The 15,738-nt window shown below is 40.3% G+C and carries 13 protein-coding genes; 9 read left to right on the forward strand and 4 right to left on the reverse strand.

The window, feature by feature from the left end:
- Positions 1 to 68: 68 nt before the first annotated feature.
- The 4 genes from lpxO (at position 69) to QLH32_RS07655 (ending at position 6,284) form a co-directional block, all read left to right on the forward strand.
- Positions 69 to 974, forward strand: a complete 906-nt coding sequence (lpxO, locus tag QLH32_RS07640; protein WP_267981927.1) for a lipid A hydroxylase LpxO — start codon at positions 69 to 71, stop codon at positions 972 to 974.
- Positions 975 to 1,530: 556 nt separating this feature from the next.
- Positions 1,531 to 3,498: a hypothetical protein gene (locus tag QLH32_RS07645; protein WP_283268972.1), complete on the forward strand. Its 1,968-nt coding sequence runs from the start codon at positions 1,531 to 1,533 to the stop codon at positions 3,496 to 3,498.
- 270 nt (positions 3,499 to 3,768) lie between these two features.
- Positions 3,769 to 4,440: a LuxR C-terminal-related transcriptional regulator gene (locus QLH32_RS07650; protein WP_283268974.1), complete on the forward strand. Its 672-nt coding sequence runs from the start codon at positions 3,769 to 3,771 to the stop codon at positions 4,438 to 4,440.
- A complete protein-coding gene (locus tag QLH32_RS07655; protein WP_283268975.1) occupies positions 4,389 to 6,284 on the forward strand; it encodes a sensor histidine kinase in 1,896 nt (631 codons plus the stop codon). Before QLH32_RS07650 ends, QLH32_RS07655 begins: the two co-directional genes overlap by 52 nt.
- A gap of 40 nt (positions 6,285 to 6,324) precedes the next feature.
- On the opposite strand, the gene QLH32_RS07660 is transcribed toward QLH32_RS07655, so the two are convergent.
- Positions 6,325 to 6,720 (reverse strand): hypothetical protein, encoded by a 396-nt coding sequence (locus QLH32_RS07660; protein ID WP_279960181.1) that lies wholly within the window; start codon positions 6,718 to 6,720, stop codon positions 6,325 to 6,327.
- Between the two features lie 145 nt (positions 6,721 to 6,865).
- Positions 6,866 to 9,601 (reverse strand): preprotein translocase subunit SecA, encoded by a 2,736-nt coding sequence (gene secA, locus QLH32_RS07665; RefSeq protein WP_283268976.1) that lies wholly within the window; start codon positions 9,599 to 9,601, stop codon positions 6,866 to 6,868.
- Positions 9,602 to 9,968: 367 nt separating this feature from the next.
- Between secA and QLH32_RS07670 the strand changes: the two genes are divergently transcribed.
- From QLH32_RS07670 to QLH32_RS07690, 5 genes are all read left to right on the forward strand, one after another.
- Entirely contained in the window at positions 9,969 to 10,610 is a 642-nt protein-coding gene (locus QLH32_RS07670; RefSeq protein ID WP_279960179.1) for a peroxiredoxin, read from the forward strand.
- Positions 10,611 to 10,903: 293 nt separating this feature from the next.
- The gene (locus QLH32_RS07675; protein WP_283268977.1) at positions 10,904 to 11,713 is read left to right on the forward strand and encodes an MBL fold metallo-hydrolase; all 810 of its coding nucleotides are present in this window, start codon (positions 10,904 to 10,906) and stop codon (positions 11,711 to 11,713) included.
- 1 nt (position 11,714) lies between these two features.
- The gene (locus QLH32_RS07680) at positions 11,715 to 12,296 is read left to right on the forward strand and encodes a dual specificity protein phosphatase family protein (protein WP_283269305.1); all 582 of its coding nucleotides are present in this window, start codon (positions 11,715 to 11,717) and stop codon (positions 12,294 to 12,296) included.
- Between the two features lie 173 nt (positions 12,297 to 12,469).
- Complete coding sequence (locus QLH32_RS07685) at positions 12,470 to 12,949, forward strand: helix-turn-helix domain-containing protein (protein WP_283266218.1); 480 nt, start codon at positions 12,470 to 12,472, stop codon at positions 12,947 to 12,949.
- 26 nt (positions 12,950 to 12,975) lie between these two features.
- Positions 12,976 to 13,512 (forward strand): IS630 family transposase, encoded by a 537-nt coding sequence (locus QLH32_RS07690; protein WP_283269262.1) that lies wholly within the window; start codon positions 12,976 to 12,978, stop codon positions 13,510 to 13,512.
- Here the strand turns inward: QLH32_RS07690 and QLH32_RS07695 are convergent.
- Together QLH32_RS07695 and QLH32_RS07700 are read right to left on the reverse strand one after the other, a co-directional pair.
- Positions 13,483 to 14,124, reverse strand: coding sequence for an IS1595 family transposase (locus tag QLH32_RS07695; protein ID WP_283268978.1), 642 nt, complete (start codon positions 14,122 to 14,124; stop codon positions 13,483 to 13,485). The two genes, QLH32_RS07690 and QLH32_RS07695, sit on opposite strands and share 30 nt — an antisense overlap.
- 43 nt (positions 14,125 to 14,167) lie before the next feature.
- Positions 14,168 to 15,682: a metallophosphoesterase family protein gene (locus tag QLH32_RS07700; RefSeq protein WP_283268979.1), complete on the reverse strand. Its 1,515-nt coding sequence runs from the start codon at positions 15,680 to 15,682 to the stop codon at positions 14,168 to 14,170.
- Between the last annotated feature and the right edge of the window lie 56 nt (positions 15,683 to 15,738).

The raw sequence follows: 15,738 nt of genomic DNA on the forward strand, positions 1-15,738 counted from the left end.
ATCACAACATTTTCCAAAATATTTTTTATGGTAAAATTACCGCTTCCATTTTTTTAGACGATTGTGTTATGTACGCAGTGATTATCGTTGCCGTATTTTTGCTCAGCTTCTTATATACCTATTATCGTGGTAAAGAACGCTTAAAAGCCTCTAGACAATTATTTGATCATTCCACGTTTTTGGCACCCGTCAATATGTTTATGACTGGCTTCTCAAAGCTCCCAAATCAACCATTCTTTGATGTGGCACAGTTCCCAGAGCTCAAGCCATTGCAGGATAACTGGCAGGTGATTCGTGAGGAAGCCATTCAACTCCAAAGCCAGATTAAGGCGGCGGAAAAAAATAATGATGCGGGTTTTAACACATTCTTTAAACGTGGCTGGAAACGTTTCTACTTAAAATGGTATCAGGACAGCCACCCATCGGCGCAGCAACTTTGTCCTAAAACAGTGGCATTACTGGAAAGTATTCCCTCTGTCAAAGCTGCCATGTTTACTGAGCTACCATCAGGAAGTTATTTAGGCAAACACCGCGACCCTTATGCAGGTTCAGTTCGTTATCATTTAGGTTTAGTCACACCAAATAGCGATGACTGCTTCATTGAGGTCGATCAGGAACGTTATAGCTGGAGAGATGGTGAAGCCACCGTTTTTGATGAAACCTATGTGCATTGGGCGCATAACCAGACTGATCAAACCCGTATTATCCTGTTCTGTGACATCGAACGTCCGATGAAATGGGGCTGGGCACAACGTTTCAACCACTGGTTTGGACGCAATGTCATGTCTGCGGCAAGCTCGCCAAATGATGATCAGGACAAAACTGGCTTTATCAATCGCATCTTTAAATACGGCTATGCGGTACACCATTATGGTCGTGGCTTAAAGCAACGTAACCGTCGTCTATACTATGTATCTAAATGGCTGCTGTTTGGCATGATTATCGGGCTCATCTTGCTGCCAAGCTTTTTATAAAAGTTAACCCTAACCTGAATTTGACTTAAAGATTTCTCTAACTTATTGAAAAAAATGATCTTGGCGGAGTCTTGCCGAGTTCTCAGCCAATTTCTAGATCAGCCTGCGACTAGCCCTACTTTTCTTTCGGGAAAAGTAGGCAAAACCATTGTCATCCGCAAAACTCGTTGACTGTCATCAGCTAACTTAATGAATCGCAGAAACAGCATCTTATTAACGGAGTCCTGTCTCGAACAATTGCGGATGACGTTTCCGAGTATCATATTTTCGTCAAACTCACGTTAATAAATTGATAAATGGGCATCACTTCAATTCTCTTGCTGGGTTGCAAGCTAAATGAGGTGATGTCCTTGCTATTTTCATTATCTAAAAAGTTAGGATTTTCATCTGAAAGCGTAAAAGTAATTAATATAAGTGATATACAAACAGCGCATAATTCTATATATAAACCCGTGTTTCAAGGCTCAAAAATACTCAGTATGAGTGATATACATCAAAATAATAATTCTATAATTTACAAATCCTTATAGTGCTATTTACCATAAAGGATGATGACATGAATAGATTTACCCCCCATTTCTTCTCAAAAACAGTGGTGGCAACACTGATTGCCACTTCACTGTCTGCATGTCATCAGGATAACGATGATGATAGTCCAACTGTTATAGAACCAGTGAAAACCGTACAAACGCTCAGGGGTGAAATTACACTGGCGAAACCATCCACAGATACCCAGTTTAAGGTGTTCAGTGGAACAACCGAAGTTGCCAACAGTAAAAGCTTTAATAACGGCAATTTTTTAGTCGAGACCCTGCCTGTTACAGAACAGCAATTAAAGCAGTTGCGTATCGAAAGCAAGGCCTGTACTGACACATTGGTGGAACTCAGTTGTGCGATATTATCAACGTCCGTTACACCTAAGCAATTGAATAGCATCATTCAGGTTGATGTTCGTTCTACGCTGGTAGATCGTTTAGTCCAGCAAAAAAACCTGTCTTTGGCTGATGCGGAAAAACGGGTTTCGTATTATTTAATGCTACCTGAAGAATTAACCTCACAGGACGGCGTTGATCCGAACCTGTTTAATGCAGCCCGTTTTGTCTCAGACCATCTCATCGAGGCCAATAAAGCAGGCATTGGCCTTGATGCCCAAATCAATAAAACGGTTGATCAAATCGCGGCTGATGCCACCTTACAGCACCCATATAAACCGCTACTTGGGCTGAATCCTTTGGTGAAAGGCATTGGTATCGAGTTGGCAAAAGGTGCTGTTGGTGCGATTGGTGGCGAGCTTATGGGTAAAGCCCTCAGTTTTATGGGACTGGGAAGTGATTTTGAGGCATCGGAACGCCATAATGAAATCATGGCACAATTGGGTCAGGTGAACCAGAAATTGGATGTGATGAGTAACCAGATCAACCAGATTCAAAGTGGCGTTCAGGAAACTTTACGACAAATCGAAAAAATTGATGTGAAGCTGGAAAGTGCCGCCCAACAGCAACGTATTCAGCAATTACTGACCCAAACCACTGCATTATCAGAATATGTGGAACAGGTTAAAATTATTCTGTTTGATTTACAAAATGCACATCAATTGCCATCTTCATTACAACCTAATGAACGTAAACGACTGAAAACTGCCATTGAAAACCTGATGACCAAGCGTACCCTCGTCTCTTCCACCCTGAATGGAACTGTGGGTAATGCGTCGATGATTGAAAACCTGATCAATGTACAATTTCCACAAAGTTCAGATCTCAATAAAACCGTGTTCTTTGGTCCAAAAGTGATTACCGCCATTCAAAATCATGTTCAATATTATGATGATATCAACACGATGGCATATTATCTCTTTATGGAATATTACAATGCGCTGGATCAGGAAAATAATCTCCCTGCACAGGATTGTCCAGATACGCTGTCCTCATCCATGACCTATAAACGTCAGTGTGTTTTATTCCATGAACTGAAAACAGCACGTAATAACTATCTGGCACTTGCACCACAGGCTGAATTGCCAGTATCGAGTATGTTTATCAATGTCTATCAAGGCTATCGCAAGGATATTCTGCCTTATGTCATCTATCCAGTCGGTGACTTTAACTACATTCAATTTAATAATAATACAGGAACCACACAGGCGGTACTCAGCAGATTGACCGAGAACCTCAGCATACCATCCACAACTCGTAATGAAATATTGGGTTTAACCAACTGGATGTATATGGAAAATTCGATATGGACTGGGTTATTTGGTAATCCAGCTTATAATAGTAAGGGGATGCTCAAAGATGTTGCTGTCGCAAACGGTGCACCTGCATCCGCATTTGTCACAGCGACGGGTGATTATGCGGTTTGGGTGAATGATCCAAGTGGTCAAACTCGCTGGTCACGTCGTTTAACCACGACCAATGCAGTAGAAAATAACTTTAATAACGCCAAGTTTATGGTTTTAGGGCAGCTTAAAAATATCAATGAGGTGGAAAAATACATGGGTAAAGTGATTGCCAATCGCTTTAAATAATGTGAACCAACCTTTAAAAACAATAAACTGTTTTAGAGACTCCAGTAGAATGACCGTAATATGATGATTGAATCTTATTGCGGTTTTTTATTGAATCTTTTATGGCGTGTATCGCTATCACTCAAATAAGTGATTTTAACTATAAATATAGGCCTCTGATCATAAAAGTATCGTATATAAAACATATGAATCACTTATTTAAGTGATGGTCAATTTATATGGCTGTTCTCTATACTACAGCATAGATTGAAAATCATAGAACAGAAGACAATGTCGCATTTAGAACTGATTTTACCAACACCTGTATTGGTGCTTGAAGATGATCCTGTTATGCAGCGCAGATTGTCCTACTTGCTATTGTCTGTTGGTTATTCACTGGATAGCGTCTTTTTTAGTACCACCATTGCAGATGCCAAAGTGTTGTTTGGACAGCATGAGATTGGTTTTTGTATTGTTGATTTAGGCTTGCCTGATGGACATGGTCGGGAACTGATTCAACATGTACGTTGTCATGATACTGAGATTCCCATTCTTGTCATTTCTGCATGGAATACGCAATCTGATATTTTGTCGGCAATTCAGGCAGGTGCAACAGGTTATCTGCTTAAGGAACGTGATGATTTTGAACTGACCCTATTATTACGCAGTATCTTCAAGGGTGGTTCACCGATTGACCCGTTTGTTGCACAACAGATTTTATCGCAGATCAAGTTGACACCATCAGACCAAGATCCCTTGTCAGAACAGGAACTGTTACTCTCTAGCCGAGAGCTGGAAATTCTGGAATGGGTGGCAAAGGGACTGACCAATAAAGCCATTGCCAAGCAGATTAACTTGTCTCCTCATACCGTAAATTCCCACATTCAACATATTTATCGGAAACTTGCCGTATGTACCCGAACCGAGGCAATAGATACCGCTCGCTCTTTAAGGCTACTTTAGCGTTTTGCTGTGTTGTCATTATCCTGTTCAGTGGTTTAACTGTTAGCTCTTATGCTGCAACAGACTGTACTGCCGAAATTCGACATATTCAGGTTGTCCAAGCCACAAGTGAACCCTCGCAAGTTCCACAAAAAGGCTGGCAAAAAGTTCAGTTACCTGACCATTGGCAGAAACGCTGGAAAAATTATGATGGTCATGTCTGGTACAGAATCAGTTGGGATTATCTTTGTCCAACCCATCAGCGCAGCTCTATTGGCTTAGCTGTTCATTCCATCAATATGGCAGGGCAAGTTTATCTGAACCAGCAACTCATCTGGCAAGACCAATCCCTGCAAGAACCCCTGTCCCGTAGCTGGAATATGCCCCGTTACTGGGTCTTTCCTGCCACCGCTTTACATCAAGGACAGAATACAATTTTAATTCGGGTGACAGGTATCGCAGCACAGTCACCTGGCTTGGGGAAAATTTATCTAGGGCAACCTGACTTGGCTTTCCAGCACTATCAACAGCAATGGTGGTATCAACGCTTTTCTCATTTGGTTCGGCTGATTTGCTCGATTACACTGGGTATTTTATGCTTTTCCATCTGGATATTACGGCGGCAGGAAACAGCGTTTGGCTGGTTTGCCCTTGCCTGTGCGTTTTGGTCAATCTTTACCTATTACCTACTCAGTACTGATCCTGCTCCCTTTATCCACACCTTTGATGTGGCTCGGGCAAACATCATATTTTTGCTGTGCTATGTGGTGTGCTTTATTATTTACACATGGCGTTTTTCAGGTAAGACCTACCCTAAACTTGAAAAGTTTATCTGGCTCAGTGTGGTTATTTTTGCTGTGTTGGTTTTGACCTTGCCAGTCCAGCAACAGGATTGGATATTAAAAATTGTCCTGATCTACACCATATTGGGTTTTATCCTAAACTGCCTAATTTATCCTTATATTGTTTATCACTCCAAACAAATCGAGCAATATTTACTCGCATTATGCTTGGTCCTATATTTACTACTTGGGTTATATAATCTAATTTTATTCTTAAAACACAGTGAAATAAATTATTTTACCATCATTTATACCACACCCGTTACCGTCATCTTTATTTCCATTACACTGGCCATGCGTCTAGTGCGCAATATGAAGCTGATTGAAGCATTCAATGAAACACTTGAACAAAAAGTCATAACAGTCAAGGCTGAACTCAATGATTCCCTCAATACCCAGCATCAGCTTGAATTGACCAATATCAAACTACAGGAACGAATCAATCTTGCTCATGATCTGCATGACAGCTTGGGAGGCGCATTGGTGCGTTCCATCGCAATGATTGATCAAAGCCACAGCAACCTCAGCAATCAACAATTTGTATCTATTTTAAAATTATTACGTGATGATTTAAGGCAGGTGATTGATCATGGTTCAAGTAATGGGGTTAAGGTTCCTGAATCCCCTGTTTTATGGGGTGCGCCCATACGCCATCGTTTTGATCAGTTATTTGAGGAATTAGACATTCATTCTGAATGGTATTTTCCTGAACAGTGGGAATTCCAGCCCACGCCATTAGAATGTTTAACTCTTTTAAGAATTGCCGAAGAGGCGCTCACCAATATTATTAAGCATAGTCAGGCAAAAAATGTAGCCATCAAATTATACTTTTCGGGACAGCAACTGATTCTAAAAATTGAGGATGATGGAATTGGCTTTGATGTTGATGCAGTTAAACAGTCAGGAATAAGTATTGGTATGCAGAGTATGCACATGAGAATGGAACAGTTGAATGGTCAATTTAGTATCCACTCTCAATCAGGATACACCTGTTTATCTGCCTGTGTGAGCAGGATTATTTAAAGAGAAGAAACATAGCTTTATATTTCTTCCCCAATCAGGCTTACTGTGCAGGTGTTGCACTGGCAGTTTGCGCTGCCATATCTGCCGCCTGAACAGCCGCCTCACCAATCAGGGCAATCTTGGCTTTTTCCTGACTCTTGGCAGACAAAGCAGGATTTGATGCCACGATACGGTTGATATTGGCAGAGTTTGCAGGCGCAATCGCCGCAGTCTGTAAAACGATTGGACGATTGCCTGTATCACCCAAGGTATAACGAATTCCTGTGCGCGGGCTGATAATGGTGGTGACATCACGCTTTACCTGTGCCTCTGCTGTGGTGTTGCCCTGTGCAGCAAGTACCTTGTCCACAGTGGTTGTTTGTGGTGCGTCTTCCGCAACTGCAAAACCAGAGACTGCCGCACTTGCCAAAATCAAAAGTTGTAATGTTTTTTTCATTGCTTTCCCGCTTTTAATACACATTCAATCAAGAATAATAATCCCAATAATCTAACTATAAAGCCAGCTGTGACTCAAGTTACTTCTCGTAAAAAAAGCAGGACTTAAGTCCTGCTTTTCATCACAGCTGAAAATCAGCCTAAAACTAGATTTTACCGTGACATTGCTTATATTTTAAGCCAGAACCACATGGACATGGTGCGTTACGGCTTTCTGGAACTGCGAACTGGGCATTTGCCAATGAACGGTCTGGTTCTTCAGAAATGGTCACTTCACCTGTTAAGCCATCAACATCATCATGTTCAAAAGAAAGACGCATTGATTCGGCCTGACGCTGCTGTTGAGCCTCTAACTCAGCCAGTTCTTCAGCAGTTGGAACATGGACACGGGATAAATCCGTCACCACGTCAGACTTGATAATACCCAGCATGTTCACAAACAGGTTAAATGCCTCTTTCTTGTATTCCTGCTCAGGATTTTTCTGGGCATAGCCACGTAAATGGATACCCTGACGCAAGTAGTCCATCGCTGCCAAGTGGTCTTTCCAGTGACGATCCAGTGAGTTCAACATAAAGTGACGCTCAAGCATCGCTGCCGACTCATCACCCATCTGTTCACGACGCTGACGATAACGCTTAATTACCTCATCAGAGATACGCTCAATCAACCCCTCTTCATCCAGACGACGGTCTTGATCCAGCCATTGCTGTACAGGAAGCTCAATGCCCAAATCGGTACGCAGGGCATTTTCCAAGCCAGCAATGTCCCACTGGTCATGAATCGACTCTGGTGGAATAAAGTTCGCAATCAGGCCTTTCACCACTTCATGGTGCATTTCCTCAATGTAGGCCTGTAGTGTGCTTTCCGCCAGAACCTCATCACGCTGGGAATAAATAATCTTACGCTGCTCGTTATTGACATCATCATACTTCAACAGGTTCTTACGAATATCGAAGTTGCGTGCCTCAACCTTGCGCTGTGCATTTTCAATTGAACGGCTCACCATCTTGTGCTCAATGGCTTCATTTTCCTGCAAGCCCATTGCACGCATCATGGCAACCACACGATCACCCGCGAAGATACGCATCAAGTCATCTTCAAGCGATAAATAGAAACGAGATACACCTGGGTCACCTTGACGACCTGCACGGCCACGTAACTGGTTATCAATACGACGTGATTCGTGACGTTCAGAACCAATGATATGCAAACCACCCGAACTTAAAACATCCTCGTGATCTTTTTCCCATTGTGCTTGTAAGCGGGCTTCATCTTCAGGCGTTGAATTTTCAATTTTGGCAAGCTTGGCTTTCCAGTTACCACCCAGCAAAATATCTGTACCACGACCCGCCATGTTGGTCGCAATCGTCACCGCATTTGGACTACCCGCTTGCGCAATAATATCCGCTTCACGTTCGTGCTGTTTTGCGTTCAAGACTTCGTGATGAATACCTGCTTGTAGCAACTTAGAAGACAAGATTTCACTTGCTTCAATAGTTGCAGTACCAATCAAGATCGGTGCAACACCCTGCTGACGAATATTGGTAATTTCTTCAATAATCGCGGTGTATTTACCATTACGGTTTAAATAAATTAAATCGTTATGATCCTTACGAACCATTGGACGGTGCGTTGGAATAATGACAACATCTAGGCCATAAATTTCTTTCATTTCCGCAGCTTCAGTATCGGCAGTACCTGTCATACCTGAAAGCTTTTTATATAGACGGAAATAATTCTGGAAAGTTGTGGTTGCAAGCGTTTGGTTCTCAGGCTGGATTTCCATGTTCTCTTTGGCTTCAACCGCCTGATGCAGACCTTCCGACCAACGACGGCCAGGCATGGTACGACCCGTGCTCTCATCCACAATGATGACTTCTTCTTTTTGTGACTGTGGATTAATACCAATGATGTAATGCACGTTCTTTTGATAGAGGTAATGTGCACGGATTGCGGCAGTCACATGGTGAACCAGATTCAGGTTTGCTGCTGAATACAGGCTTTCACCTTCAGCCAGCAGCCCCATGCGAATCAGTTCCTGTTCAACGGTTTCATAACCGATTTCAGTCATTTCAACTGAACGCTGTTTTTCATCGACCCAGAAATGTCCGCCATCAGCCACTTTTTCTTCTTTCTGTGGACGTAGTTGCGGAGGAATACTGTTGATCAACTGATAGAGATGGGAAGAATCTTCACTCTGTCCTGAAATGATCAATGGCGTACGCGCCTCATCAATCAGGATTGAATCCACTTCGTCAATGATGGCATAGCTGAGACCACGTTGTTTTTTCTCTTGCAGAGAAAACACCATGTTGTCACGAAGATAGTCGAAACCAAATTCGTTGTTGGTTCCGTAGGTAATGTCTGAATTATAGGCCTGTGCCTTTTCGGCAGGCATTTGCATGGAGTAGATCACCCCAATGCTTAAACCTAAAAATTCGAATAAAGGACGGTTTAACTCGGCATCACGCTGTGCCAGATAGTCGTTTACGGTAATGACGTGAACACCCTGACCACTCAAGGCATTGAGGTAACAGGCCAGTGTACCCATCAGGGTTTTACCCTCACCCGTACGCATCTCGGCAATCTTACCTTCGTGCAGGGTGATACCACCAATCAACTGCACATCATAATGACGCATGCCCATGACACGCTTTGCCGCCTCACGGCACACCGCAAAGGCTTCAGGCAATAATTTATCTAGACTTTCACCGTTCTGAAAACGTTGTTTGAATTCTGGAGTTTTTGCAGAGAGGTCTGCATCGCCAAGAGCAGATATCGTCGGTTCCAGCGCGTTGATTTGTTCAACAATTTTGCGCATGCGTTTGAGTTCACGCTCATTTTTAGTACCGAAGATACCTCCGATCAGACTTGCCAACATGAATAAACTCTCTAATCCTGTTTGTTATAAGGTTTGTCGCAAAGATCAACAAACCCTAGGTCGGTTAATTTTTTCTTGGTTGTTATTATGGAGTCAGAAATAAGAACTACAAGTGCTTTGCATCCAAACAGGTAAAAAAATCTGCGAGGCGATTCTGACATGCATAACCAAAGAGCGTTAATGTAGCAAATTTGCATTTAAGTTACATCGATTTGCATGTGAAATTCTGATCATTTTTTTATCATCAACACCTCACCTATATATAAAAAACTTATAATCAAATAAAAAAACAATGATTTGATTCATATATAAATTGGCGCATAGTAAGAAGACACAGCATCAGATAAGCAGAATGAGGAGACCAAGAATGAGCTTACGTTTAGGTGATATAGCCCCAAATTTCCAACAAGAATCAAGCGAGGGCCTTATTGATTTTTATGAGTTTCTAGGGGGTGGCTGGGGAATCCTGTTTTCACACCCCGCAGATTATACGCCTGTCTGCACCACTGAGCTTGGTTATACCGCCAAGCTAAAAGATGAGTTTGCAAAACGTGGCGTCAAGGCAATTGCACTGTCTGTGGATGATGTTGAATCACATAAGGGCTGGATTCAGGACATTAACGAGACCCAGAACACCACGGTGAATTTCCCGATTATTGCGGATAAAGACCGCAAGGTGTCTGAGCTTTATGGTTTTATCCACCCAAATGCCAGCGAAACCTTAACGGTACGTTCACTGGTGATTATTGATCCGAACAAGAAAGTTCGCCTGATCATCACCTACCCTGCCTCAACAGGCCGCAACTTCAATGAAGTGTTGCGTGTGGTGGATTCACTCCAACTGACTGACAAGCATAAAGTGGCAACACCCGCCAACTGGCAACAGGGTGAGGATGTGGTAATTGTGCCATCACTGAAAGATGAAGAGGAAATCAAGCAGCGCTTTCCTAAAGGTTATACGGCAGTGAAACCTTATTTAAGACTGACACCACAGCCTGAGCAAGATTGAAGCCAATTAAAGGCTTCAAGCGAAGCGCAAGACAAACGAAGTGCGTAGTATATAAAAACGAGCAACGCTCGTTCCTGAGAAGCGACTAAAGCTTCGCAAGAAAGCGAACAGTTATGCTGTGAGTTAAGAGATTGAAGCCGATTAAAGGCTTCAATCGAAGCGAAAGACAAACAAAGTGCGTAGCAATAAAAAATTTCCCTAAATTCAATGGAATTTAGGGAACGTTTAATCTTGGTATTTTTGAATCAATACGCTATAAGAATAATTCGATTCGAAACATAATAAAAACCACCATGATCTATAACATCCACCACCTGCATTGCGGCAGCTTCTGCCCCGTTTGTGCCCCCTTGTTTGGACAAAAAGGCTGGAAAGCCCATTTGGTCTGCCACTGTCTACTGGTCGAGACTGATCGGGGTCTGGTTCTGATTGACACAGGTTTGGGCTTGCAGGATTACCTACATACCGAACAGCGTTTGGGCAAGCTGCTCAGCCGATTTGGGCAGTTTGAATCCAACCTGAAACTCAGTGCCATCCAGCAGATCCAGCAACTTGGCTTTAGCCCCAACGATGTGAAATACATCTTTGTAACCCATCTTGATTTCGATCATGCTGGCGGTATTTCAGACTTTCCAAATGCCACTGTGCATGTATTGGCCTCTGAATTTAATGCCACCCAATCCCTTTCCGCCAAAGGAAAACTTCGCTATAAAACCGAACAGTTTAAACAGCACCGACACTGGAACTTTGCAGAACAGACTGATGGTGAGGCATGGTTTAACCTGCAAAAGGTCAAAGGCCTTCCCCTGTTTCAGGATGAAATTCTGATGGTTCCCCTCATCGGTCATACGCTTGGACATAGTGCGATTGCGGTCAAGAAACAGGATGGCTGGATTTTATTCTGTGGAGATGCCTATTTCTCACATCTCGAACTCAATCCTAAAAACAGGTTAAAGGCATTAGATTTAACAGAACGATTACTGGCTGAGGACAACCAGCAACGTTTACACAACCTGAAGCAATTACAATATCTGGCTCAACATGAACCGAGCATTGAGTTAATTTGTGCGCATGATCCAGTTGAATTCAATCGTTACCAATAATATGCACAAGACACTGATTACTGTTATTTTCATATCATCCCTAAGCTTGGGTGGTTGTATGAAACACTCAAGTCTGGAGGAGCATCAAAGGCCCCAGCATTGGGGAGTACTGATTTCAGATACACATAATTTTTACCAGATCAGTCCTGATGTTTTTCGCAGTGAACAACCCAGCAACCAGTTAATCCCTTTCCTGAAAAAACATCAAATTGGCACTGTCATCAACCTGCGCGCAAGAAATGAAGATGCCAAGGTTTTAAGGGATCAGCCATTTAATCTGGTGCATATTCCCATCAATACATGGTCGATTGATCGGAATGACTTGCTTGAAGCCATGCAGACCATTCAAACGGCGAAGCAACACAATCAGAAAGTTCTGGTACATTGTTATCATGGTTCTGACCGCACAGGTGCGACCATTGCCATGTATCGTATTATTTTCGAGAACTGGTCAATTGAGGATGCCGTTAAAGAGATGAAACAAGGCGGATATGGATTCCATATCATCTGGAAAAACATTGACCAGCTTTTTAGTCCTAAAAATGTAAAATGGATTCAACAGCAGTTGTTGAATCCATCTTAACTTAAGCTACTATATCCAAAAGTAAGAAGTCCGTAAAAGAACTTTATTAAAAGTTAGGGGCTGTAGTAGATAAGCCTAAATATCTGTCCAAATGAGTAGTGTTTTTAACTGCTCTTTTGGACTACCATAATTGAATCTAATACTAATCCCCAAAAATAAGTTAAACTAATAAGATGAAAAATCAACAGATTCAGCATGACCTAAGTGCATACAATTTTGGGGAATTATCCACACGAGAAAAAGACCCTCGGGCAAGAACACGTCTATTGATTTTACATCAATATTCAATCGGTAAAAGCACGCCTGAAATATCAGAATCCATGTATATTTCAGAACATACTGTCATGAAAACAAGGCGAAAATATTGGAAATATGGATTATCCAGTATCTACGACCAACCACGCTCAGGACGCAAACCCAAGTTAGCCAAGCAAGATATAGATACCTTTAAAACATTGATTGTAAAAGAACAGGAAGACAAAGAAAGAGGAAGTTTGGTCTGTGATGATATTGTGGAATTGGCAAAAGAACACTTCAAAGTAGATTATAGTCGTAATGGTATGTACCATGTATTAAAACGTATAGGAATGAGCTGGATTTCTGCACGCAGCCAACACCCACAAGCAGATATAGCAAAACAAGAAGATTTTTAAAAAACTTCAGTGCATTAGTTGAGTCAATATTACCTGAACATGTTGCACTTCAAGATGTTGAAATTTGGTTTCAGGATGAAACACGTATAGGACAACAGGGTTCATTAAGTCGAATATGGCATTATTGTGGGCAACGCCCACGGTTGATCAGACAACAACAATTTCTGTGTCGTTATATATTTGGAGCAATTTGCCCTGAGCATGGTACAAGTGCAGGGCTGATTTTACCTCAAGTAAATAAAGTGACAATGCAACTACATATGGCTGAAATAAGTAAATATGTTTCTCAAGGAAAACATGCTGTTGTAGTTATGGATGGCGCATTGTGGCATCAGGAGAGTTTAAATTTACCAAATGTAAGCATATTGAAGCTCCCTCCATATTCACCTGAGCTTAACCCTATGGAGCAAGTTTGGTTGATGATGAAGAAGCGGTATTTATCTAATCGCTGCTATTCAAATATCGAAGCAATATTAGATGGGTGTTGCCAAGCGTGGCAAGGCATTTGTGAGGCTGTCGATACTATAAAATCCCTAACCCAACGGCAGTGGGCTAAAATTTAATTTAATTCTGAAAATTGGTATAAATTCACATTCCTTAATAAACAATATAAAGGCATTTCGGTCAATACCATTATATTTTCTTAGCACTCTTTTTGCTTGATTCCAGAAATTTTCTACTCCATTGATATGGTTCTTATCCTCAACAAATTTTTCTGAATGGTTGATTCTATGATAGCTAAAATCACTTACATCAAGAGCATTATAACTACGATAGCTATCTGTATAAACAATGCTATCTGGAGCAATTTTTCTAGTAATTATCGGCATTAAGGTTGCTGTCTTAGTATCTGGAACAATCTTGACGTAAACTTTGCCACCACGTTTAAGCATACCAAATACAGCTACTTTTCCCGCAGCTCCACGCCCACGTTTTCCCTTGCGAACACCACCAAAATAACTTTCATCTAGCTCAATTTGTCCCTCAAAAACCTCTATGGCATCTTGGTCAAGATAGTACATGATGACTTGGCGTATTTTCCTATAAAACAAAGCAGCAGAATTAGGTTGAATACCAAGTAAATCTGCTGCTGTTCTAGCGGTTACCTCTGCTATAAAAAACTCAAGTAGTTTTCTTTGAGTTTTTTTACTTAATTTACATCTAGTTATCTTCATAAAAGTAGACTAGCACACTTCTAATCTACTACAGCCCCAAAAGTTATGTTAGTTTTATTTTTTTTAACAATCTCTTAGGGAAAGCAATTTTATACCCATTTTCATTCAATAAAAATCTTGTAATTTGTAAAAAAATATCATTATTTTCTAAAGATATCTCTAATAACGTTACATGATCACCTTTTCTAATATCATCTACTTCTTTAAGTAATAATTCAAAAGAGATCTTATCTCCTTTTAGATCTATAGTTTTAGGTAAATAGCTAGCCTCTCTATGTCCAGTATAACGTTGTACTAAACATAATGGAGAGCTAATAATTTCAAATATCTTCTTTTGTTTATATATTCCTTTTCTAATAGATGGATAATGTACATCACCTGTTAAAAGTAGCATACCTCTAGTATCATTTGTTATCTCTGCAATACCGTTTAACCATAAGATATAATCATTAAAATCTGCAAGATTCGCATCAAATATATGTTCCTTTATAATTGAGATGCCAGTCTCTAGAAGAGATTGGCCTGTAACAATGACTGGGTAATCATTTTTAGAAAGTGATAATTTCCAATTATTAAAACCATTCCAAGCTCTATTGCTCATAGCAAATCTATTATCAAAATTTTGTCTACAACTTCTTGTATCAGCCAAGAAAAATGAAATAGGGTCAATCTTAAAATAAAAAGAATCTCCTACTTGAAATGAATTTTGATTAAAATCATAATTAGCTGTCTGAAATTTTTTAAAACATTGCTGAGCACATTCTTGATAAATTTCTTTAGAAAAATTTAATATACTATCAACACTTGTAAATGCTCTCATAGGATAATTATTCCAGTATTCATGATCATCTGGAATACTAACCCAAGGAGCTAACTGAAGAATTTCTCCAAATCCATTGGATTTATCTTTCCAATTCTCCCAATAATTAAATAAAAAGTCAGACATTAGTTTTTTATAATATTTTCTTTTAATGGTATCTTCTAAATAACCTAATGGCCTAAACACTTTTCTAAATAAAACCCTATCTTTGATATTTTCTTTACTTTTTTGAAAATACTCTCCAATTTTTCTAATCCATCCAATATCATCTAAATAAACTTGATCTCCCATCATAATAGTCATATCAATTTTTATGTTTTTTAATATCTTTAGCAACTCCTCAATATTCTTATTATCTTTATCATCGAGACGACTATAGCAAGATGTTAATAATATACTAATTTTATTGTTATCACACTTTTCAATTGAATCAGGAATTTGCCTTGTTTTTATATTTTTTTCGCTCTCACCTATTCTCAATGTAATAGATATAATATTTTTATAAAATATATGATGAACATCAAACTCATATATACCTGTATAATAAAAAGGAGAATCACATAAGTCTTTATAATCGACATTTGTCAGAGGCGTACTCCAGTTATTTGGTTTTACAGCCATACCATCAATAGACCATTGAATTGACTGTTCTTTTGTTAATTTAGTTAGCGTACGTATACCCAACCAAACTCTAACTTTACCAATTGGAGCAACCATACTTGACATACTAATTTCCATTTCTTTCCTCCAATTGGTTCTTTTTATTCTATTTTATGATATATAATTTTTTCATA

The organism is Acinetobacter corruptisaponis (assembly GCF_030053775.1).
Lineage (GTDB): Bacteria > Pseudomonadota > Gammaproteobacteria > Pseudomonadales > Moraxellaceae > Acinetobacter > Acinetobacter corruptisaponis.